This is a genomic window from Paenibacillus shunpengii (genome assembly GCF_042684905.1).
GTDB classification, from domain to species: Bacteria; Bacillota; Bacilli; order Paenibacillales; family Paenibacillaceae; genus Paenibacillus; species Paenibacillus shunpengii.
In genome coordinates, this window is the sequence record NZ_JBHUMJ010000007.1 from 1 (window position 1) to 23,145 (window position 23,145).

The 23,145-nt window shown below is 40.7% G+C and carries 15 protein-coding genes, 11 tRNA genes and 1 rRNA gene; 24 read left to right on the forward strand and 3 right to left on the reverse strand.

Going from position 1 to position 23,145, the window contains the following annotated elements:
* Positions 1 to 287 precede the first annotated feature (287 nt).
* From rrf to glmS, 19 genes are all read left to right on the forward strand, one after another.
* A 5S ribosomal RNA gene (rrf, locus tag ACFSVM_RS19340) occupies positions 288 to 404 on the forward strand.
* A gap of 53 nt (positions 405 to 457) precedes the next feature.
* Positions 458 to 533: transfer RNA gene (locus tag ACFSVM_RS19345), tRNA-Asn, on the forward strand.
* A gap of 3 nt (positions 534 to 536) precedes the next feature.
* Positions 537 to 609, forward strand: a tRNA-Thr gene (locus ACFSVM_RS19350).
* Between the two features lie 12 nt (positions 610 to 621).
* Positions 622 to 693 (forward strand) — tRNA-Glu (locus ACFSVM_RS19355).
* An 8-nt stretch (positions 694 to 701) separates the two neighbouring features.
* A tRNA-Val gene (locus ACFSVM_RS19360) sits at positions 702 to 777 on the forward strand.
* 63 nt (positions 778 to 840) lie between these two features.
* Positions 841 to 915: transfer RNA gene (locus tag ACFSVM_RS19365), tRNA-Gln, on the forward strand.
* Between the two features lie 7 nt (positions 916 to 922).
* A tRNA-Lys gene (locus ACFSVM_RS19370) sits at positions 923 to 998 on the forward strand.
* An 11-nt stretch (positions 999 to 1,009) separates the two neighbouring features.
* Positions 1,010 to 1,090: transfer RNA gene (locus ACFSVM_RS19375), tRNA-Leu, on the forward strand.
* 10 nt (positions 1,091 to 1,100) lie between these two features.
* A tRNA-Gly gene (locus ACFSVM_RS19380) sits at positions 1,101 to 1,175 on the forward strand.
* A gap of 6 nt (positions 1,176 to 1,181) precedes the next feature.
* A tRNA-Arg gene (locus ACFSVM_RS19385) sits at positions 1,182 to 1,258 on the forward strand.
* Positions 1,259 to 1,266: 8 nt separating this feature from the next.
* Positions 1,267 to 1,340 (forward strand) — tRNA-Pro (locus ACFSVM_RS19390).
* 8 nt (positions 1,341 to 1,348) lie between these two features.
* Positions 1,349 to 1,419 (forward strand) — tRNA-Gly (locus ACFSVM_RS19395).
* A gap of 340 nt (positions 1,420 to 1,759) precedes the next feature.
* Positions 1,760 to 4,549, forward strand: coding sequence for a phosphoenolpyruvate carboxylase (gene ppc / locus ACFSVM_RS19400; RefSeq protein WP_076315783.1), 2,790 nt, complete (start codon positions 1,760 to 1,762; stop codon positions 4,547 to 4,549).
* A 199-nt stretch (positions 4,550 to 4,748) separates the two neighbouring features.
* A complete protein-coding gene (gene sigW / locus ACFSVM_RS19405; protein WP_170862593.1) occupies positions 4,749 to 5,315 on the forward strand; it encodes an RNA polymerase sigma factor SigW in 567 nt (188 codons plus the stop codon).
* A 162-nt stretch (positions 5,316 to 5,477) separates the two neighbouring features.
* Positions 5,478 to 6,092 (forward strand): zf-HC2 domain-containing protein, encoded by a 615-nt coding sequence (locus ACFSVM_RS19410; RefSeq protein WP_090727497.1) that lies wholly within the window; start codon positions 5,478 to 5,480, stop codon positions 6,090 to 6,092.
* 311 nt (positions 6,093 to 6,403) lie between these two features.
* Positions 6,404 to 7,234, forward strand: coding sequence for a diadenylate cyclase CdaA (gene cdaA / locus ACFSVM_RS19415; protein WP_076315786.1), 831 nt, complete (start codon positions 6,404 to 6,406; stop codon positions 7,232 to 7,234).
* Positions 7,227 to 8,657, forward strand: a complete 1,431-nt coding sequence (locus ACFSVM_RS19420) for a CdaR family protein (RefSeq protein ID WP_090727496.1) — start codon at positions 7,227 to 7,229, stop codon at positions 8,655 to 8,657. Before cdaA ends, ACFSVM_RS19420 begins: the two co-directional genes overlap by 8 nt.
* Positions 8,658 to 8,805: 148 nt before the next feature.
* Positions 8,806 to 10,149 carry a phosphoglucosamine mutase gene (glmM, locus tag ACFSVM_RS19425; protein ID WP_379263970.1) on the forward strand — a complete coding sequence of 448 codons (1,344 nt, stop codon included), beginning with the start codon at positions 8,806 to 8,808 and terminating at the stop codon, positions 10,147 to 10,149.
* Positions 10,150 to 10,802: 653 nt separating this feature from the next.
* Positions 10,803 to 12,635: a glutamine--fructose-6-phosphate transaminase (isomerizing) gene (gene glmS, locus ACFSVM_RS19430; RefSeq protein ID WP_379263972.1), complete on the forward strand. Its 1,833-nt coding sequence runs from the start codon at positions 10,803 to 10,805 to the stop codon at positions 12,633 to 12,635.
* 626 nt (positions 12,636 to 13,261) lie between these two features.
* Here the strand turns inward: glmS and ACFSVM_RS19435 are convergent.
* On the reverse strand, positions 13,262 to 15,457 hold the full coding sequence (locus ACFSVM_RS19435) for a tetratricopeptide repeat protein (protein ID WP_379263974.1): 2,196 nt from the start codon (positions 15,455 to 15,457) through the stop codon (positions 13,262 to 13,264).
* A gap of 614 nt (positions 15,458 to 16,071) precedes the next feature.
* Here ACFSVM_RS19435 and ACFSVM_RS19440 point away from each other — a divergent pair.
* From ACFSVM_RS19440 to ACFSVM_RS19450, 3 genes are all read left to right on the forward strand, one after another.
* Positions 16,072 to 17,052, forward strand: coding sequence for a hypothetical protein (locus ACFSVM_RS19440; RefSeq protein ID WP_379263976.1), 981 nt, complete (start codon positions 16,072 to 16,074; stop codon positions 17,050 to 17,052).
* Between the two features lie 504 nt (positions 17,053 to 17,556).
* Positions 17,557 to 17,841, forward strand: coding sequence for a hypothetical protein (locus tag ACFSVM_RS19445; protein WP_379263978.1), 285 nt, complete (start codon positions 17,557 to 17,559; stop codon positions 17,839 to 17,841).
* 47 nt (positions 17,842 to 17,888) lie between these two features.
* Positions 17,889 to 18,089 (forward strand): hypothetical protein, encoded by a 201-nt coding sequence (locus ACFSVM_RS19450; RefSeq protein ID WP_379263980.1) that lies wholly within the window; start codon positions 17,889 to 17,891, stop codon positions 18,087 to 18,089.
* 1,022 nt (positions 18,090 to 19,111) lie between these two features.
* Here ACFSVM_RS19450 and ACFSVM_RS19455 read toward each other — a convergent pair.
* Positions 19,112 to 19,801 (reverse strand): hypothetical protein, encoded by a 690-nt coding sequence (locus tag ACFSVM_RS19455; RefSeq protein ID WP_379263982.1) that lies wholly within the window; start codon positions 19,799 to 19,801, stop codon positions 19,112 to 19,114.
* Between the two features lie 126 nt (positions 19,802 to 19,927).
* Positions 19,928 to 20,524, reverse strand: a complete 597-nt coding sequence (locus ACFSVM_RS19460; RefSeq protein ID WP_379263984.1) for a hypothetical protein — start codon at positions 20,522 to 20,524, stop codon at positions 19,928 to 19,930.
* A gap of 956 nt (positions 20,525 to 21,480) precedes the next feature.
* Between ACFSVM_RS19460 and ACFSVM_RS19465 the strand changes: the two genes are divergently transcribed.
* Positions 21,481 to 21,654, forward strand: a complete 174-nt coding sequence (locus tag ACFSVM_RS19465) for a GrpB family protein (RefSeq protein ID WP_379263986.1) — start codon at positions 21,481 to 21,483, stop codon at positions 21,652 to 21,654.
* Between the two features lie 1,100 nt (positions 21,655 to 22,754).
* Positions 22,755 to 23,105, forward strand: coding sequence for a hypothetical protein (locus ACFSVM_RS19470; RefSeq protein WP_083656215.1), 351 nt, complete (start codon positions 22,755 to 22,757; stop codon positions 23,103 to 23,105).
* Positions 23,106 to 23,145: the final 40 nt, after the last annotated feature.

Here is a 23,145-nt window from a genome sequence, read left to right on the forward strand (position 1 = left end):
GATAGGCTGGGGGTGGAAGTGCAGCAATGCATGGAGCTGACCAGTACTAATCGGTCGAGGGCTTATCCAAAAGATACCCCACAAAGTGAAGCAAATGCTTCCGGAGTGAATTCCGAATACTTTGCGGGGACCCCGAGAACACCGGGGAAGCAGTAAATCGCACATTGTTTCGTATCTAGTTTTCAGGGAGTAAATTCCTTGTAAAGATTTGAAGCTGCATGTCCTTTTTATGGATTGATATTTTGCTGGTGATGATTCGCCGAAGATATCACAGCGCAAAAATCATGTTTGGTGGCGATAGCGGAGGGGTTCCACACGTACCCATCCCGAACACGACCGTTAAGCCCTCCAGCGCCGATGGTACTTGGACCGCAGGGTCCTGGGAGAGTAGGACGCCGCCAAGCAAACATCCTTACTCAGTATTATACTGAGAGATGTGTTGACTACTAGTTAATATTCCCTGATAGCTCAGTTGGTAGAGCACTCGACTGTTAATCGAGTTGTCACAGGTTCGAGTCCTGTTCGGGGAGCCATATGCTCTCATAGCTCAGTAGGTAGAGTGCATCCATGGTAAGGATGAGGTCACCGGTTCGATCCCGGTTGAGAGCTTAGATATTGCAAGGCCCGTTGGTCAAGGGGTTAAGACACCTCCCTTTCACGGAGGTAACAGGGGTTCGAATCCCCTACGGGTCACTTTATATGGAGACTTAGCTCAGCTGGGAGAGCATCTGCCTTACAAGCAGAGGGTCGGGGGTTCGATCCCCTCAGTCTCCACCATTATTTATTTTGTAAATATTGGATACACTATATATGAAGATAATACTCATCATATAAAAATGTTGGGGATTAGCCAAGCGGTAAGGCAACGGACTTTGACTCCGTCACGCATAGGTTCGAATCCTATATCCCCAGCCATTTATATGAGCCATTAGCTCAGTTGGTAGAGCACCTGACTTTTAATCAGGGTGTCGAAGGTTCGAGTCCTTCATGGCTCACCAGTTAATCATATGCGCGTGTGGCGGAATTGGCAGACGCACTAGACTTAGGATCTAGCGTCCTTGACGTGGGGGTTCGAGTCCCTTCACGCGCATTGATTTTTTGCGGACGTGGCTCAGCGGTAGAGCATCGCCTTGCCAAGGCGAGGGTCGCGGGTTCGATTCCCGTCGTCCGCTCCATATTTTGCGCCCTTAGCTCAGCTGGATAGAGCGTTTGACTACGAATCAAAAGGTCGGGAGTTCGAATCTCTCAGGGCGCGCCATTTACTGTCGGGATGTAGCTCAGCTTGGTAGAGCACCTGGTTTGGGACCAGGGGGTCGCATGTTCAAATCGTGTCATCCCGATCGTATTTGCGGGTGTAGTTCAATGGTAGAACTCCAGCCTTCCAAGCTGGTAGCGTGGGTTCGATTCCCATCACCCGCTTCATTATACTTATTGTAAAGCCTGATCTTATGGATGGGCTTTTTTTTGTATATTTACTCCCCGTCGGGTCACGCACGAGGTCTATTTTTCATATGCACTTGTTGTAAAAATTATCTATAATTAGAATCGGAATGGATCTCTTCTCAAGGCGCGTTGATGTGATGACAAAGGTGTAGAAATACGAAGTATAACTGAATATTTTATTCGAAAATTGTCAAAAAACCTGTATTTTCTATCACAAAACTAAAGATTTTACCTGATTTTTATTGTATCATGTTATGAAGGTGTCAATTATGACGGACGATTAACTTTGTATTCAGCTGGAGATAGGAGGATATGCATGACAGAACTTATGGCAACCGCAAACAAAAACAATTCAAATAATTTGTTGCGTCGGGATGTGAGGTTTCTAGGTAATATACTTGGTGAGGTTCTGGTACATCAAGGAGGGAACGAACTCCTGAACGTTGTTGAGAAGATTCGCGAGACGAGCAAGGCTTTACGTGCTGAGAATACACCTGAATTGTTCCAGGAGTTTATGAGCATGATTCAGGGGCTTGATTCGGATCGACGTCATCAAGTTATTCGTGCTTTTGCGATTTACTTTCAATTGGTGAACATCGCAGAGCAGAATCATCGGATCCGCCGTAAGAGAGATTACGAGCGTTCTGCGGGTGAGGCTGTACAACCGGGTTCTATTGAAAAGGCTGTACAAACATTGAAGGATAAAGGCTTTGGCTACACCGAGGTACAGAGCATCTTGGAAACTATGTCCCTGGAGCTAGTCATGACCGCGCATCCAACCGAAGCATCTCGTCGAGTTATTCTTGATATACATAAACGTATATCTGAGGATGTTATGCTCTTGGATAATCCAACGCTTACGCATCGTGAACGTGAACAGCTGCGTGAGAAGCTGCTGAACGAGGTCATAACGCTCTGGCAAACAGACGAACTGCGTGATCGCAAGCCTACCGTGCTTGATGAGGTAAGAAATGGAATGTACTATTTCCATGAAACGCTGTTCCATGTATTGCCGGATGTTTATGAAGAGCTGGAGCGCTGCTTAGAAAAGTATTATCCAGAACATCGCTGGCATGTGCCTACTTATTTACGTTTTGGCTCCTGGATTGGTGGAGACCGGGATGGGAATCCATCAGTAACGGCTGACGTGACCTGGGAGACCCTTAAAATGCAGCGTAAGCTTGCTCTGCGTGAATATCAGCGTATCTTGATTGAATTAATGGGTAAACTGAGTTTCAGCACAAATATCGTTACAGTTTCTGAAGAGCTCATGTCTTCTATTGAAGAGGATCGTCAGAAGGTTGTTCTGAAGAAAGCGGATATTTGGCGGAATGAGAAGGAACCTTATCGCATTAAAATCGCCTACATGCTTTCCAAGCTGAATAATGTGCTTGATGACAACAAAGTCGGCCAGTCAGACCGTTACGCTTCACCGGAGGAATTGATTAACGACCTGAAGCTAATTGACCGCAGCTTGAGATATCATTATGCGGATTATGTCGCAGACACTTATGTTAAAAAGATTATTCGCCAAGTGGAGCTGTTCGGCTTCCATACCGCGACTTTAGATGTTCGTCAGCACAGCCAAGAGCATGAGAATGCTATGAAGGAAATCTTGGCTCATATGAACATTGTAGATGATTATTCTGCTCTGTCTGAGGAAGAGAAGATCGATTTGCTAGCCGGCTTGTTGAGCGATCCACGACCATTAACTTCTTCGCATTTCAGCTACAGCGAGAGCACACAGGAATGTCTTGAAGTATATCGTACGATCTACAGAGCTCAGAAGGAATACGGCAGAAACTGCATTAACAGCTATCTGATCAGTATGACCCGAGGTGCTAGTGATCTGCTCGAAGTAATGGTCTTTGCCAAAGAAGTAGGTCTCTACCGCAGAGAACCAGATGGTAATGTGATTTGTACCATTCAATCTGTGCCACTATTCGAGACCATTGAAGATTTGCATGCAGCACCAGCGATCATGAAACGCTTATTCGAATTACCGGTATATCGCAATTGTGTATCTGCGATGGAGGATCTGCAGGAGATCATGCTGGGTTACTCGGATAGCAACAAAGACGGTGGAGTTGTTACAGCAAACTGGGAGCTGCTCGTAGCCATGAATGAAATTACGGCAGTAAGCCAGAAGTACAATATAAAACTCAAGTTCTTCCACGGACGTGGAGGAGCGCTTGGTCGCGGCGGTATGCCGCTAAACCGCAGTATTATGGCACAGCCGCCTCATACGATTGGTGGAGGCATCAAGATTACGGAACAAGGAGAAGTACTCTCCTCCCGTTATTCCCTGCAAGGGATCGCTTATCGAAGTCTTGAACAGGCAACATCGGCTCTTCTGACGAGTGCTATGGTTGCGAGTGTGGAGACACCGGTTGAAGAAGAGGCTTGGAAGAAAATTATCGTATCCATCTCAGAGGCTTCTCTGAAGAAGTACCAAGATCTAGTATTTAATGATCCTGACTTCTTCAATTTCTTCAAAGAATCTACGCCGCTGCCTGAGGTTGGTGAGCTGAATATTGGATCCCGACCTTCTAAGCGGAAGAACAGCAATCGTTTTGAGGACTTACGTGCCATTCCTTGGGTGTTTGCTTGGACACAGAGCCGTTATCTCTTCCCTGCATGGTACGCGGCTGGTACAGGCCTACAGAGCTTCTATCAGGGCAAAGAGGAGAATCTGAAGGTGCTTCAGGATATGTATAAGAACTACCCGTTCTTCCGTACATTGATTGATACTGTACAGATGGCGGTAGGCAAGGCAGACATGAACATCTCGAAGCAGTACACTTCTATGGTACAGGACGATGAGATTCGTGCTCGTGTCAAAGGAAAAATTTTAGAAGAATATGAACTAACAAAGGATCTGCTTCTAAAAATTACAGGGCAGCAGGATATTCTGGATAATGTTCCTGTAATTCAAGAATCCATTCGATTACGTAATCCGTATGTTGATCCGCTAAGTTACTTGCAAGTGCAGTTGCTGACTGAGCTTCGTGCATTGCGTGAACAAAACGGAGACGACTCTGAATTGCTTCGGGAAGTGCTGCTTACGATTAACGGCATTGCTTCAGGGATGCGGAACACAGGTTGATTATAACCATTTAAATATTGAACTGGGTTCGATCTTCGGGAGCTCTCTTATCTTAAGTAGGAGAGTTCCCGATTTTTTTTTGACAATTGATAGTGTAAATGATTGATTTTTAACTGCACATGAATTACGATTTGAATGATGTATTTTTTGGGATACGAGCGGTACGAAAGACCCATCAGCCAGTCTGGGGGAATATATGGTGGATAATTTGGAGAATAGGTTGGTCAATCTAATACTTAAGGGTGATCAACGGGCTTTCGCTGAGCTTGTGGAATTGTATAAAGATAAATTGTTTCATTTGGCTTATCGGATGCTGAACAATAGACATGAGGCAGAAGATATTGTGCAGGAAACTTTTTTGAGAGTATACCGGAATATGGAGAAATATGATCCAGAGCAGAAATTTTCAACTTGGATCTATCGAATTGCAACGAATTTATGTATCGATAGACTCCGGAGAAAGAAGCCTTCCTACTCGCTCGATGCCGAGCTTGGAGATCAGGAGGGGACTGATGGGTATGCCATGATTCCAAGCGATAACCGGACCCCTGAGAGTGAAGCGCTGTTGTCTGAGACGCAGCGAATTATTCGTGATGCAATTGAAACGCTGCCTGCAAAGTACAAGTCGATCATGGTGCTTCGTTATTTACAGGATCTATCTCTACAGGAGATCAGTGATGTATTAGGGATGCCTGTCACAACCATTAAGACAAGAGTACATAGAGGCCGTGAATTTTTGCGTAAAAAGCTAGAATTTAAATTGTAGCGGTTCAAGCGTGAAATTGATCCGGCTCCTTTTTTAAAAATGCTGCATAAATTATTGAAACGTTCTTAGATGTGCTTCGTATTTAATGGAAGCAAGTCTTATGTCTGTATAAATCATACGGCAAATAAGACTTCAAAGATCTAGAGGAAAGGATATGCTCATATGGACTGCAAGGAAAGCACCTCTTTAATGCATGAATATTTAGATGATGAACTATCGTTGTCCCAAAAGAGCGGGCTCGAGAGTCACCTGTCGATATGTCCCGACTGCCGCATGCGGTTTAAAGAGTTGGAACAGACGGATATGCTGCTATACGCAATGAGACATTATTCACCGTCTGCTTCAGATGAGCTGACTGATCGGATCATGAGTGCTGTACCAGAACCAAAGAAACAGCAGCCATGGCTGAAGTGGGTCAAAAGACACCCGGCCCTAACTGCTGCAGCCATTTTTGTAATCGTGATGTTTTCCAGTACGATCAGCTTTTGGGACCAGAGTAACCAGTTGATTGTCAGTGGAGATGATCTAGATCAGATAGTGATCGAAGGGAACGATGTCATTGTACCTGAGGGCAAGTCGATTACAGGGAATTTGACGGTCGAGAATGGGACTGCAAAAGTATACGGTAATGTGGAGGGTAACCTCACGATTATTGATGGTCATTATATGACGGCCTCTACAGCTCATATCTCAGGACAAATCAAGAGTATAGATCAAGCGCTGGACTGGATTTGGTATAAGATAACAGATGTGATGAATGTCGTAGCTTACCGCTAATAAATGCTAACAATAGTAGAACATTCCTTTATAAGACCAGAGAGCCTCTGTTATGAGGGCTCTTTTTTTAATATTTTCAGGGTATAATGATAATAATTGGGAAAGGAATAACGAGCTCGCTTGCAACTTGCACTTTATCGTTATAACCTAGATATGATGAAGAACATACTATAACTAACTCTTAAGAATGAACGATGATCATGCCAGAGCCCTTATAAACCATAAAGGATCATGAAGAGCTTAGTTCGATCTATCTTACAGATATATGAATGTGGACATTTACTCAACTAGGGAATATCGGGGGCAATCGCATGAACTATTTTGCGGATTTGACATGGCAAGAAGCCATTAAGGATATTATAGATATTTTAATTGTAGGTTATATCATATACCACATTATGCTGCTTGTTCGCGGGACCCGCGCTGTACAGCTGTTGAAGGGCATACTTCTGCTCGTTGTCGTGTGGGTAGTCAGTACCTGGTTTAATCTCTACACACTGAAGTGGCTCATGAATCAGTTATTTACATTCGGGGTGCTGGCACTCTTTATCATCTTCCAACCGGAGCTTCGTCGTGCGCTCGAGCAATTGGGCCGTGGCAAATGGTTTAACCGGATTACGGCGGATGATGAGGAGTTCAGTCGTTTTACGAATGAAATTATTAAGGCTGTGAATTATTGCTCTCGTCGCAAGATTGGCGCACTCATTGTGTTCGAACGGGAAACAGGACTGAATGAATATACGGAATCAGGGATCAAGATGAATTCAGTTCTGAGCTCTGAGCTGCTGATTAACATCTTTATTCCGAACACACCGCTTCATGATGGGGCTGTTATTTTACAAGGAAAACAGATTGCAGCTGCTGCTTGCTATTTGCCTTTGTCAGAGAACCCTTTTATCAGCAAGGAGCTGGGAACGAGGCACCGTGCAGCGATAGGAGTAAGTGAAGTAGCAGATGCAGTAGCGATTGTTGTGTCTGAGGAAACAGGACAGGTATCCTTAGCGATTAACGGACAAGTGGTGAGGGATATTAAGGAGGAATCCTTGATCTCTAAACTGCATGAAGAGCTTCGTCCTTCTTCAACACTGAAAGAAAAGAGGCACTCGATCTGGAAACGGAAGGGGGGCCAGGGTAATGGATAAATGGTTCAACAATAACAATTTTACCAAAATATTGGCGCTGGCTATCAGTTTGCTGCTATGGGCTATGGTTCATTCGAACGATGTTACACCTACACCGACGACAACTGCATCTGTTGAGCCTCGGGTAATTGATAATATCACCATTGAGCCTTATGGCATCGATTCATCGAAGTATGTCCTTACGTCTGTCGATGCAACAGAAGTCGAGATGCAGGTCAGAGGACAACGCTCGGTACTGACTTCTGTTTTTACAGATGAATATAAAGTTCGGCTGGATCTCAGCAATGTGGGTCCAGGAACGAGCACCTTACCGCTAAGTCATGTGGTGCCAAACGGGGTCGAGTTCGTTAAGATGGAGCCTTCTACGGTGACGGTAACTGTTGAAGAGCTGGGGACAAATACATTTGATGTTAGTATCGTACCTACGGGTGAGCCAGCCGCAGGATATTTGGCAGGAGATCCGGTAGTTACACCTGCGGAGCCGGTTAAGGTCACTCTTCCTGAGAGCCAGCTGGCAGCCGTAGGCAAAGTCGAAGGAACGATCGATATTGAAGGAGCAACGGATACAGTAAGTGAGAAGAGAGTGCGTCTCAAAGCCTTCGATCTCGATGGGAATGAAATTGAAGGAGCTGTCATAGAGCCTGAGTCGGTGGCTGTAGAAGTGCCGATTACGGAGCAGTTTACCAAAGTCCCATTTAAGGTGCATTACACCGGACGTCTTCCGGATGGTCTGACCTTATCTCAAGTGGAACCGAATGTAAATGAAGTAACTTTATATGGAAGTCAGGAGCTGCTGGCAGGCGTCGAGAACTATAATGGAGTGACTTTGGACCTTAGCCAGATTTCGGAGGCGGGGACACATACAGTTAACGTGGACTTGACGCCGCCCTCCGGTTTTGAGAAAATCGAGCCGAGCTCCGTGCAATTAGAAGTGACGGTTGCATTATCCGATGAAGTGCAGGATACGGAAAAGGTGATACGGGATGTCCCCATCGTAGTTAAGGAGCCGGGCGGCAGTCTGGAAGCAAGTGTTACGAGGCCAAGGGACGGCTTGAAGGATATCACCATTTCCGGACCCAGTAATATGCTGGATAACATAGATGCGACGGATCTAGAGCTAATTGCAGATGCGAGTGATTTGGCAGAAGGCTCACATGAAGTGACCTTGCAAGTCAATGCACCGGATTACGTAACGGTCAAGAATTCATCGGCTGACCTCACTATCGAGGTTCAGGTGAAAGACACCTCTACCGAAACGACTGCTCCGCCAACTGAACCCGATGCAGGATCGGGAGAGGAAGAGGAGAACAGTGGTACAACGAATGGGGAGGACAAGGAAGAAGAGTCAGATCCGAGCCAGGAAGGGAACGGTGACCCGGGTGATTCCGGTGAAGATACTGATGCAGCCAATCCAGCACCTTAACATGAGCTTACTGCCATTTTTACAGTAACAATGTATCAGCCATTATTAATTAATATTATGAAATGCACGAAATTGAATTAGATCGATATCATTCTAAAGCAAGCTTGCTAATTGACTATTCACATATGACAAAAAGGAGTTCAGGAGAATGGGGAAATATTTTGGTACTGATGGAGTTAGAGGGGTTGCTAATAAAGAATTAACGGCTGAGATGGCCTATAGCATTGGACGTTGCGGAGGATATGTACTCGCTGGAGGAGTAGACCGTCCGAAAGTGGTTATCGGGATGGATACACGTATTTCAGGGCTTATGCTGGAATCAGCGCTCGTTGCAGGTCTCTTGTCCATTGGTGCGGATGTTATTCGTCTTGGTGTCGTTTCGACTCCAGGCGTAGCGTATCTGACACGCACGCTTAAAGCAGACGCAGGAGTCATGATCTCTGCATCTCATAATCCGGTGGAGGACAATGGAATCAAATTCTTTGGCGGTGACGGCTTCAAGCTGTCTGATGAGACAGAGAATAAGATTGAGGAATTGATGGATGCATATGAAGACACCCTTCCTCGTCCGATTGGCAGCGGTCTGGGCACGGTTACGGTCGACGAAGAAGCGAAGTTTACTTATCTGGAGTATCTAAAAACAACGGTATCTTCCCGTTTTGACGGATTAAAAATTGTACTGGATTGCGCTAACGGTGCTGCGTATGAGCTGGCTCCAAAACTTTTCGCTGATCTCGGAGCAGAAGTCATTACGATTGGTGCTGAGCCTGACGGACTTAACATCAACGAGCAGTGTGGCTCGACACACCCTGAGAAGCTCAAGGAAGAAGTGATTCTCCATGGTGCGGATGCAGGTCTTGCATTTGACGGCGACGCAGACCGGTTGATTGCAATTGATGAGACCGGAGCCGAAGTGGATGGCGACTTTATTCTGTGCATTTGCGGCGATGCGATGAACCGTGCAGGCAAGCTTCATGATGGAACGATTGTGTCCACCGTAATGAGTAATATCGGTTTCTACAAAGCGACTGAAAAATTAGGACTCAAAACAGCGAAGACTGCGGTTGGTGACCGTTATGTGATGGAAGAAATGCGCCGCGGGGGCTATAATCTTGGCGGTGAACAGTCGGGCCATGTTATTTTCCTGGACTACAATACGACGGGAGACGGGATGCTGACTGCGATTCAATTGATTAATACGCTTAAAGAATCGGGCAAGAAGCTGAGTGAGCTGAAAGGTCTAATGAAGCAATATCCGCAAGTGCTGGTCAATGTTCGTGTCGAAGACAAGAGCAAGTATGAAGGCAATTCGGTTATTGAGGAAGCAATCGCTATGATCGAGAGCAAGCTGGGTGACAATGGACGTGTACTGGTGAGACCATCCGGGACAGAATCTCTAATTCGTGTTATGGCAGAAGGACCGGACCGTATAGAGCTTGAGCAGTTCGTTGAGCATATCGCGGGTGTAGTTAAGAAGGAACTGGCAGGGTAACCTGGTTGTCCTGCTCTTAAAATAAGCCCGTGTGACTAGAGTCTAGTTTCACGGGGTTGTTTTTTGGGTATTTATGATGAAATTTGCTTGGAGGTATATTGCTCCATTGCAAAACTGACATCAGATGCATATAATGAGTTGTGTGATTCAGACATAGAAAGTGAGGGTTGAGGTTACAACAGCATTACAAGCGCCAGAACTTGTTCCAGTGTACGGAACCATTGTTATGTAAAACAATGGACAATGGTCAAGTTGACGAGGTGGGGGTGTTCGGATTGTTCGGCGGGGACCTCCCGGTAATCCACCATACCGTAAATCGAGAACGGAAAAGAAACAGGTGACTGTTTTTACAACGAATCGATAGGTGATACAAAATTAGAATGTGCACGAGGAGAGCATACTTCAGCATTACATGAGTGATGATATGCGTCATCGTGACATCGACATAGGATAAGACGGAAGTCATTCATACGATATCAAGGCCACCTATTGGCTGGCCAGTTGTATAATAACACACTGGTTCGTGCTATGTAGCTTGCCGTAAAGGGTTTGTCACCCGCATATCAGACTATTGTTTACTCATGTCTATTTACATGCTGATGGTGCATTTCTCCCGGTCATGTTCAAACATTCGAATCGGAGGAATTTTACCTATGTGTGGAATCGTTGGATATATTGGAACAAAGAATACGCAAAATGTGTTGATCGAAGGACTGAAGAAACTGGAATACCGTGGTTATGACTCTGCGGGTATCGCCGTTTTCACTCCAGAAGGTCTGCAAATTACGAAATCTATCGGTCGTCTTGCGAACCTTGAAGCTAAGCTGGAAACGGCTCCGCTGCAAGGAAGCGCAGGAATTGGACATACACGTTGGGCAACTCACGGTAAACCATCAGATGAGAACTCTCACCCGCATACAGACAACAGCCTCAAATTCTCTGTAGTTCATAACGGGATTGTAGAGAACTATCTGGAGCTGAAGGATGAGCTGATCAGCCAAGGCTGTGTATTTACTTCGGAGACAGATACTGAAGTGATCTCTCACCTGGTTGCTCGTGAGTACGATGGTGATATCGTGAAAGCTGTTCAAAAAGCGATCACATACATGCGTGGTGCGTTTGCACTCGGCGTTTTGACAGAATATGAGCCAGATAAATTGGTTGCTGTTCGTCAAGCAAGTCCGCTGATTATCGGTCTTGGTGAAGGAGAGAACTTTATTGGCTCCGATATTCCGGCTATTCTCGAATACACTCGTAACGTGTACATCCTGAATGACGGTGAAATGGCAGTCCTGACACAGGATTCTGTCGAACTGATGACAATTGAGGGGAATTTTATTTCTCGGGAAATGATTCGTGTCGATTGGGATGCGGTTACAGCTGAAAAAGGCGGATTCGATCATTTCATGCTGAAAGAAATCTACGAACAGCCTAAAGCTTATCGTGAAACGATGCTGGGCCGGATTTCTGCAGATCACAAACAAGTATTGCTTCCTGATCTGAACATGACGGAAGAGCAAATTAAAAATATTAAGAACATCCAAATTATTGCTTGTGGTACGGCTTACCATGCAGGTCTCGTTGGCCGCAGCATGATTGAGCATCTGGCTCGCATTCCAGTAGAGACGGACGTTGCTTCCGAGTATCGTTACCGTTCACCAATCGTGAACTCTGATACACTCGTTATCGTAGTCAGCCAGTCAGGTGAAACAGCAGATACCCTTGCAGCGCTTCGTGAAGCACAAGCTAATGGTGCGCATGTACTTGCGATCACTAACGTGGTGGGCAGCTCCATCGCTCGTGATGCAAACGACGTGCTTGCAACACTGGCAGGTCCTGAGATTGCTGTTGCTTCTACGAAAGCTTATACTTCTCAGCTGATTGCATTTGCACTGTTCAGCTTGTACCTCGCTCAAGTGCGTGGCACACAAACAGAAGAGACGGTAGCAGGCATTATCGCTGCTATGCAATCTCTGCCTGAGCAAGTGGAGAAAATGCTGGATCAAGCGGAGACCATTAAGGATTATGCTGAGCAAATCTCTAGCCATAAGAACCTGTTCTTCATCGGCCGCGGCGTAGATTATGCTGTTGCTCAAGAAGGCTCCCTTAAGCTGAAAGAGATCTCTTACATCCACTCTGAGGCGTATGCAGCAGGTGAACTGAAGCATGGTACGCTTGCATTGATCGAAGACGGTATTCCGGTGATTGCCCTGGCAACACAGGAGGATGTACTTGAGAAAACAGTAAGTAACATCAAGGAAGTAAAAGCACGCGGTGCAGACGTTATGGTGATTACGCATGAAGAGCATGTTGCGAACCTGCTTAAATCCGTAGACCAAGCATATGCAATTCCGAAAACATTGCCGATCCTGACACCAGCACTTTCCGTAGTGCCGCTCCAGCTTCTGGCATACTACGCATCTCTTGCCCTCGGTCTTGATGTGGATAAACCACGTAACCTGGCGAAGAGTGTAACAGTAGAATAATTTATTTTAAGAAAAATTAAAACTATGATATTTCGTATTAAAGTTGTGTCCTATATAGTATTATAGTTGTGACTTAAAGAATAAGTTGTGTCCAATAGGTACTATATGAATTAAAGTTGTGTTCTATTGTTAATTATAGTTGTTAATGATTAATGTACTGGACAAAAAATTATGGAACGATTCATGATTGTTTCATTATACAATTTGAGGGTAGCCTGATAGACTTATATTCAGGCTACCCTGTTTTTCTTTTATAGGAAGGAATATTTAGTTCCTGAATAGGTTTGAAAGGAGTGGATTAGGTTGGTTTTGAATCATTTAAAAGTTCTTTACGGAGCCTCATGATTTGCAAATATTCTATAAAATATCAAGTGAGAGTATATAAAAAGCAAGGCACCACACGATGTGAGTGCTTGCCTTTTTTATACTCTTTATAACGGATGAGACAGGGAAATAAAGTAGCGCTCTACCTCCTATATAAGGAGGTAATTCTTCGAAAACATTACTACTTGCTTAGCTAGGCGTTTTTTCAGCCATCTCAGAAGAAAGAACCTACATGTCAAACCAACTCTACTTGTAATCAGTCCCAGCTAATCCCCTTATTTATTGGGGAATGAGCCTTTGATCTATTGAGTTTTCTGTATAGGGCGTTCAGGTAATAGTTCAAATAATTTTAGGTATGTCATTCCTGCTTCGTCCAACATTTTGTTTAATGTAGAAGTGTAAGTAGCACTTTCACTTCCTTTATAGGCATCAAACAATAAAGAAGAAATTCGATGAGCTAGTGCTGAAATCTCTGATGGTGTCCAAATGTGCATTTGTTCTCCAGGACTAGCTGTTGGATGGGCCGGTATAATAGGACCGACGATCATTAATTTGAATTTTCGGCCAGAGTTCGGGAATTCTTCTTTATACCATTCACTGTGATTTAAAGCTTGTCCTACATCTCTTTTGGAGTAAAAGGAAGTATCTTTTTTCTCTTCTTTACTCTCAATTAATATATCAATTTCTGGAGAGGTCCAAAATATATCCGGGCCGCGTCCTCCTGTTTCTGAATCAGGTCTGTTTGATGCAAAACCCAAGTATTTCCCAAGCCATGATAAAGCTTCTTCATATTGATTGGTTGTGTTTTTTTCAGTGAAAAGAGGAGAGAGACGATCCTGCATTTCACTAAATGATCCATAATTGAAGTCGCCGCGCGCACTGAGAACACTTGCGATTCTTTCTCCTTGTGAATCGCCAAATATTACAGGAGGGGCGTAGATAGTGACTGATTCAGGATTAATTCGGCCTAGGACTCGGTAAGCATTAGAAGATCTACTGAAGTATCTCTCGGCTGCAGAGGTATTGCCACCTAATAAGTAAGCATAACCTATCCAGTGTGCATGCCATGCAGCAAGTGCTTTGTCTTGATTAAAAATAGAATCTAAATGTTGTTCCAAGGCTCGTGCTGCTTGTTGATATTCCCGATCCCATAGATGTCCTATAAACTTTCGTTCGGCAAATGCAACTTGTACACTATGCTCTTCAAATTCACCCACAGTATCTTCGAAAGGCTTTTCGTTTGCAACAGAATGAGGTTGTATTCTTGCTGTGTGTACAGAAGTCCATCCAGGATCTCGTGGTACAGATACTACGGACATAACTAACTTGTGCAAATTTTGATAGTCAGAGATACTCTTTGTGAGTTGCTCTCCAAGTTCTAATTGAGCACGAGTATATGGAGGAATCACTTTGCGATTGCTTCCTCTTGTGATCCAATCGCCAACGTCATCTCCAAGTAGAAAAACGACACCAAAATCATCATTTCCTCTTGAAATCCTACCCATTGCTTGAATCAACCTAGAAGCAACAGTTCCTTGAAGAAATTTGTTTTCCCCTAAATTGTTCCAAAGGAATTTTTCCATATTACCAGTACCAGAAGGAAGACCATCAATAACGAGAAATCTACATGTGTCTCCAGGGAAATCCATCCCTTCGAATCTAGCAGGGGCTACTAATATACCAGTCTGTGCTTTTTTAAATTCTTCTACTTTCAACGTAAAATCATCTGAAGAAAAAGTTGTTTCATGCTCACGCCAACGTTTAGCTCTGGGCTCGCTTTTAGGAATAATAAGTATCTTGAAGTATTGTGATAAAAAAATGATGTATTCAAACATTTTATTTTTTAGTTCAGGATTAACATATGGGGTTACTATAAGCCGCTCTGATTCTCCTGCGCTTGTTTTAGGTTCGATATATGCATCGGGCAAGAAGCCAAAAGTACGAACAAATTCCGGTTTGTTTTGCATGGTTGCGGATAAGAACACTTTCGTCACTGATGAAGACATAAAAGGTAAAGTATTAACTGGTGGTAAGAAAGGCGATATCTCAATTCCATCTGAACTTAGAAATGCTACACATAGATCTAAATTATTTCGTAAGTGTTCCCAAGCGAACATTGATACTCTTTTAGTTGTAACACTCTCACTAGTTAGAGACTCAATAACGCGGTTTACGACTTGCCTCCAAACAAAAAGAGGGATAAAGAGTACACTTGGATCATCTTTAAAGGTAACTACCTGATCGAATTCAGGTCCTCTATGAATTGATTCAAAATACTGTCTGACCTGCCCGACTAACGTTGCGTAAGTTGTAGGAAATTCAGATTCAGGAATTTGAAGAGTGAAGTTTTCCCTTACAATGTGAGAGGCGACATGCGCGTCATTAAAAATTATCCCTTCAATATCTCTTCTAAATCGTGTGTTCTTCCCATTGAATAAGGTTTGGTAGTTAGTTAAACATTGAATCTCGCCAGTATTAAATTCAAGCTCATTAACCATGTTCCTATTAAAATATGTGGCAACGGAAAGTCCAAGTCTATCTGCAGCCTGAGCCGTTTGATCAATAAGTTGATTTGATCCACACAAGTAAAAAACTCTGTCTAAAGAACGATTCGTAATTGATTGCCCCTCTAAAAGTCCAATTACCGTTTTTCCGCCTCCAGTATTAAGAAGCACAACAACATTAGCAGAGGTTGTTGCAGAAGAAGGTGTTAAATCTGCTACTTCTAATGCAGTTTGGAGTGAACTGACTCCAACGCAACGAGGTGAGTTTATCGAACAATACCTTGCTGAAACAGATTATGATGATTGGTTCCAAATAGGAAGTTTGAATGGAGGCTACTTTCCAGTTATTGATTTTCAAAAAGGGAAACAGGTCGTGAGCATTAAAACTATAGATCCTCGACTATATTCAGCTTCAGCACTTCAGAATAATCTTATTTCTTATGTGAAAGAACTGCAAAATACTAGAATATACGTAGATAAAAAGCTGGTGTCGAATTCGAACAAATTTTTAGATATTATAGTTCCTAAAGGTTATGTTAGTAGTATTAACCTCCGTGATTTATTGATAGGTACAAATATAATAATAAGAATAAAGGAGTATTAATTGAATGGATAACAACAAGATTTTCTTCAAAATCATTATTGACTCTCAAGAAATGACAGAGGACAATGTGCTTCACTGGTTAGAAGAATTCCTATTTTTCCAGCCTTCAGAAATGTGCGGCTCTGTAATTACAAGAAAGAAGTATGTTAGATATCAATATGATCTTATTGAAGAACACATTTCGAAAGAGCTTATGAAGTCACAATCTTTTATTAGGCTTTGTGATGAAGAAATGAATGATTTAGTTGTTGAAAAATCTTTATTTTACTCATCAATATCTGGTCAATTAAAACAGGGAATCTATGAGGAAGTGAAGGAGAGACTAGAACATCACATAAATCGTTTATTTTCGGTTTATTCTGGTGCTGTAGCGTATGTATGTGCAATAGATGATTATTTTTGGCAAAACAACACAGATCCTAATCAATATGCGATTCTAAACAAATCCCTCGAAGGGATCAGTATAATACCACATCCTACAATTAAAAATACAATGGTAGTGGATACGGAAAAGCTTCCGGGGCATTCCCATTTTTACAATGATTTATGGTTTGGGGCTCACTGGATGATGTGGTTTGGTAAGTCATACTATAAATACATTCCACGGTCAGCCATATTAAGTTTTAAAAATGCCTTTAGATTGTTAGAACTTTCAAATGAAACTATATTTGTTCAGTTAACGCCATCAATTTGGGAATATGACAATTCTGAATATCGAAAACTTCAATGGGACTTTCGGGAACAAACAGGAATCGAAGTTGTGGCACATGAGCTATTACATGATGATGAGAACAGGATAGTTGATGCAGATCCTTCAATAGAAATTTTAACAGAGGCTAATTGTATTCATGGAGGAGTAAGATTATTGCGCTATTACTATAATGAAGGGAGGCAGGTTGTTCCTAGATCTGAAGCAACCACTGTATTAAATTACGAAGTTGATCGTGATGGTAGAGTTGTGTGGGAAGAAGTGTATAAGTTATAGGTTTACCGAACTATCGTCCCTTTCCACAAGTAAAACCGGTCCTGAGGTAATAAACCTCAGGTCTTTGTTTTCCCCATCCATGGGATGATATCTCGATTGCAGATCAATCAGGTACCATTTCAGTGAATCAGCAGCAGCAAACCTATAAATATATTCTTAGCTCCATAGATGGCAGTCTTATGATAAGAAAAATGAACTAATTCGAAAGAGAATATTTAGTGTTTATATAACTTTTATAAGTACAACGAATTTTGAAGATGAAAATGATCCCAAAAATAAGAGTTTACATGCTCAACTGTTGAAGGAATTGAATGAGCTAGAATCAATAATCAGTAAGTAGTAACAATAAAAGACGAATTATCAGCCCCTTCTAGTAGAAAAGATTAAAGACATCTTTAAGGATGAATTTCTCTTAATGAACGAGGGGGATTGATATTTTGGGTGAATATTTGTTCTGATTTAGTAGTACATATGCTATAAAAATCATTTTAGGGGCATATAATAATGAGTGGATTTACTAATAGTTTTCATCTACAAACTTTTTATCGAGAAAAGGCATTGAATCTTCTTCGTGAAACTGAATTACCAGGATACGTATACGGCGAAAATAATGGTTGGGTTACATTTGTAGTTGATTATAGAGTGAAACATTTGGACGATAAGATAAGTGAGTTTAATCCCGGTATATTATTACATAACGTCTTTCTAGAAGATCATATGTGGGAGTTTAAAATATACAATAAAGATGAACTTGTATTTGATTATGCTGCAGACTTGGAGATGCCCTAGTTATTGAAAAGAGACTGTTTGATCTCGAATTATTAAAGGAATTAATTATGCAGCAAAGTAATTCTATTGATGACATTGAAGGAATCTTTGATTTTAAAGATAATAAAATAAACCTTGCGAACCCACCAGCATATCTAATTGCTCAAAAAATTGGTTTAACCAACTACGAATTAGTATCATCGGATTACTTAAGTAATTTTGATGATAATCAGTTAAAAGAGATGGATATCATACAAGTGGAAAATTAACCAAGGTTGGTGCCTTGTATTGAAACAAATAATGATGAACATATGGTTCAAAAGGTAAAGTAGTAATTGACATCTAGGCTATAAACTAGATTCTATTAAGAACTCCTAAAAAATATAAAAGCTCCTCGATCGATGGGAATATAACAATATTATCGAGGAATAACCATGGACTCACCATAGGGCAGAATTGTCATTTGGATCCTCCTTCTTGCGGCAAAAATCCGTAATCGTGACAGGAGTTGAGTTATTGACTACTTGAAGTAATATGTGAAGCCTATGCTATCAATATATTTGAAATATGTATTATTATGGTGAGAGCACGTCGTAGTAATACAGTAACTACGAAGAACCTTAAATAATGGACAAAGTGGAAGATTTTTTTGTCGCTGATTATTATCCTGATGGGATACTGCCTTTAGCTAAAAAGAAAAAAGGAGTCTTAGAATAGGAACACGTTATAGTGGAGGCGTTTCATGAATATTACTAAGTGTATCGGAGAAATTTTAGTTAATAGAGTTTCTAAACTTGGGTTTGAATATGAGAACTGGGATGCTAATTGGGGTAAAGGAATACATTGAAATTGAGATTATTGGGGAGCTAAGGCTTCCATTTTAGATTCAACTCCACTTGTTATGCGATATCTATTCGTCAAAATCAGCTTAAATTTCGAGTGATTGGGTATGTAATTGCTTTTGTAGCAACTGCTACAACACACGTGCCAAGGTACGCGAACTGAATTTCACTTCAGAGGCCATAGTACGGGGGGGCGCCGAAAACCGATGCGTTTGAGTGAGGAGTAGCGACAGCAGAATCTCTCAACAGAGAACTTCCGGTAAAGGAATGTGGTGAAGCCAGACGTTAGTGTTTACCTGATATCTATAATATTGGTTCAGCTAGCGAAGACCTTTAATTAGACAGCAGGTTCATTTCCTTATTAAAAAAGAGAATAATTGAAATATTAACGAACTCGCATTGGTACTTATAAGGAAGTGGAGTAACAGCAGTGGTATTTAGGATTTATCTCAACGTACAGCTACAGTGATTATTCTATTTGTAGCTGTATCTATATTAACCCATATTTTGTTGCAAACGCTAGCAAGATTCTTTATAGTTAAGCGATCCTTCAAGTTTTCACCACCATCCCAGTTATTAGGAGTAAACATAAAGTAAGGTTCTTCTGCCAGATACGTAGAAGAAATATACCTCCAGATATGAAGAAACTCTTCATCGGGAGATTTCTCTACTTGGCCTAAATCAATCTCATATTTTTTTGTAGTAATTGGATGATAGTTAGTGAACTTTTTCTCTTCATAATCTTCTCCATAAATATCAGTTATAAATTTAGGGACCTCATTATTTAACATAGATTTTATAAATAATTCTCTTGAAGAAACTCTCAATTTTTTGATATTTATATTAATAATTTTAGAATCAGTCTTTGTCAATTTATTTACTATATTAAAATGCCCTGATATTTCATTGACCATACTTTCATAATCAATTTGTGTTCTAATAGGGATACTTATAACTGAATTACTATAGGAAAGAACGAACGGAGCAATAAAAAAAAGGCCCAACAAAGACAGAGTTTTGGAAGGTTCATTTTCTAAATTTACAATTTCAGAACGAGTTCTACTTTCTTTTTTAATCTTATTTTTATTCCATGCTTCTAAGTAATCTCTATCAGAAAATTCTTTATATAAACTCAACATAATCCCCTCATTTACTAATTTGTGTGAAAAGACAAATCCCTTCATTTTCGTACTTATTTTAGATGGCAAGCTTAAAGTAATAACGGCAACAACTCTCTTAAGAGCTAGGTTGCCGTTACAAATTTGTTAGATACTAAATTTGAAGTATACGGTTCTGTTTGGAGAAACGACCATAGAAGGGCCTTCACTTGTAGCAACTGTACCCGTAAGTGTAGCAGAAAATGAGCCTGCTTGAGTATAAATATTACCCAAACCTTGACCCTCATATGTTCGCCTTAATATAGGAATAGGTCCTGAAAGATCTTCCCAATAATCTCCTCCATTAAACTCATTTCCACTGTAATAAACCTCAAAATCATAACCTAAAAGAAAAGCATCGTCAGGTTCATCTAATCCTATTTCGAAAAAAGGAACAACTAATCTTCCACTATATGTCTGGACCCAGAAATCAACGTATCCAGAAATTTCATCAACAGCTTTAGTATCAGCGTTTTTAGTTGCATCGTTCAAATGAGTTGTTGCAGTAAAAGGAATTCTAACTTTCTCGGAAGTTGAAAGCAATTCTCTTCCTTCAAGTGAAGCTTTTTCTTTAGATATGGATACATCATTATTAGGTGATGTAATACCTTGAGATGAATTTGCTGATACGAAATTTGGAAAGAATAACAATAATGTGAACGAAAGAGTTAATATCATAGCTGTTGTCTTTTTAAAACAATGCAATATAGTAACCCTCCATCTTATGTAATACTGAATAGTTTTAACTAAATCTCCCTTCTATAAATTTTCTTACGCAACTAAAAATACAAAAAATGGAAGGTTTTGTATATGGATCTTAAGTGGCAACTTAAATACTCCAAGTATTTCTTTAGTACCATGAATGATTATTTTTATTTCTACAAATATCGACTCCCCATTCTAATTGGTAAATCGACCTCGACAATATTTTATGTTTCTATTTGGAGCCCGGCTTCGTGTTCGCATGATAATCTTAAAAAAATATAGTTGAACTCATACGGTCAATTATTATCTCCAAGAAAGTCTATTGCATAGATGAAAGAATCAATCTACCTCACCTATATAAATGCACCAACCTCAATTTTAGCACACAGTAACTCGTATATGTTTCCTAATGAAGAGAAATTCTTCACTGATCTCCTCACTGACTACTAGAAGAAAAGCTAGTGAAATGCGGCATGTAAAATATGGGTAATCGGTCATTCTTATCTTTTACCAATTTCGAGCAGTACGATGTCAAGCGTACGGCGGTTGAAATAAGATGAAATCCTATTGTTGGTGTAAATAATATATATTGAATATGCAAATTACTGTGTATACGATTCTTCAGAGGTAACTGTAGAGGAAATAAACGGCTGCATATAAAGTTTTCCCTTAGTCTTAGTTTGAAGTGTTCTAAAAAATCTAAAACACAACTTTCTTACTGTTTTGACGGATTTTATTATAAATTCAGAAAGTTCAATGCAAATAGAACACAACTTTAATATAAGAGAACAAAACTACTACTGTAACTGATAAAAGAAGTATGTAACTGGGGAATATTGTTTGCAGCTTCTTAACCAACATACAAATGAGCTCAGATTAGTCTGAGCTCATTTGTTGTTTAATCAAGAAAATCAAGGATCTTAATAAGATCAGAAACAATTTCCGTGTTGGAGAGGATGTTGAAGTCTTTATTGAACCCCTTGCTAAGAACTCATCCAGAAATACTTAAGCAGTACAATCAATTGAGAAAAGAACTTGCAAAAAAGTATCATCATGACAGAGTTACTTATACCAATGCCAAGCATCCATTTATTTTTGATGTAATTCAAAAGGCAAAATTGAGTGAGTAACCAAACCATTGATTACGTTAACGGGAAACGTTAGATCAAATTGCATGGGGCAATTTGCCGATTGGCAGCTGCTCCTTGCTCATTAAGCTAAGCTAGCTACGGGCAGGCTAATAAAATAAAAAAACCTCTTATGAGGTCTTTATTCCTTAATGTTGCTGTTATAATGTTGGTATCGACTAATTCCTAAAAATACTGAAGCAATAATAAACATCCAAGATTGAAACATATCTTGCCTTCTGATTATGTCTTGAATTAATGAAGAAGCGGCAAGAAGTATTAGAGTTAATATAACTACATCGGCAAACAAAGGTGTTCTTTTGAAGTACCATCTTAGAACTAGCCAACTTAAAGTTCCTAGGCCTAACAACCAATAAAGAAACATTGTTGCACCTCACAAAAATAAGGATGTATTTTAAGGAAAACAAATAGCACCTTGTTGTTAGAAGGTCTGGCTTTGTAGATTGATTTAACAATGATTTTCTTTATTTCATTATAACGACGGAATACAAGTATAAGTGAAGTGATAATAGTCATGAGAGCAACAAAAGGGTCTGATTGGTATTTAAATAAAACCTCAAAGAGATATCCAACTCCAAGTAAAAATAGGGTTAGGATCATGGTATCCGTAAATGTTGGTTTTATATTCAAAAATTTTTTGAATGACCAATTTAGAATTAAGGAACTGATAACCCCTAAGCCAATAACCCAATATATGAACATGTCACACCTCCAGATTAAACTTAACACAATATACAGTATATGATATGTAAATTAAAACGAAAGACGACTTTTGTCGAGGGACAATAACTTGTACCGTTTACTGGAATGGACATGAACATAGTCCGATTTCCGATTAGATAGATATCTAATTAAACTTTACAGATTTTTCATTAACTTAACGGGCAGGTTAGTTTAATTATGTTGGTGTATAATTATGTTTAGAATTTTGAAGGACGGAGGTGGAAATTATTAAAATCCATATCATTGGAGGAGCAGGAAGTGGTAAGTCCTACATAGCAGAGTTGTTGAGTCAAAGACTCAATATCCCACATTATGATTTAGATGATAAATTTTAGGACAATGAAGCGGGAGTTTATGGGGTGAAAGCTTCGGAGAAACAACGAGATCAGAAACTTGAAGAATATGTAAGCCAAGAGGCATGGATTATAGAAGGTGTATACAGAGCATGGATAGAACCAAGTCTTTCTGCTGCTGATAAGATTGTTGTCTTGAAGCCTCCTTTGTCTCTCCAAGAAACGAGAATATGGAAACGTTATGAAGACCGTGCTTCAGGAACTGACAAGAGTGGAAAGCGAGAGACTTTAGAGGATATCAGAAACCTATTAGAGTGGAATACGAAATATAATCTTGAAAAACTCCCTCACTTCATAAAGAACTGTGAGTATAAGGATAAGTTTATTACTGTAACTAATAATCTGGATATTATTTAGCTATTTCGTGACTAAGCTATGGAAGCACATTTAATATAAA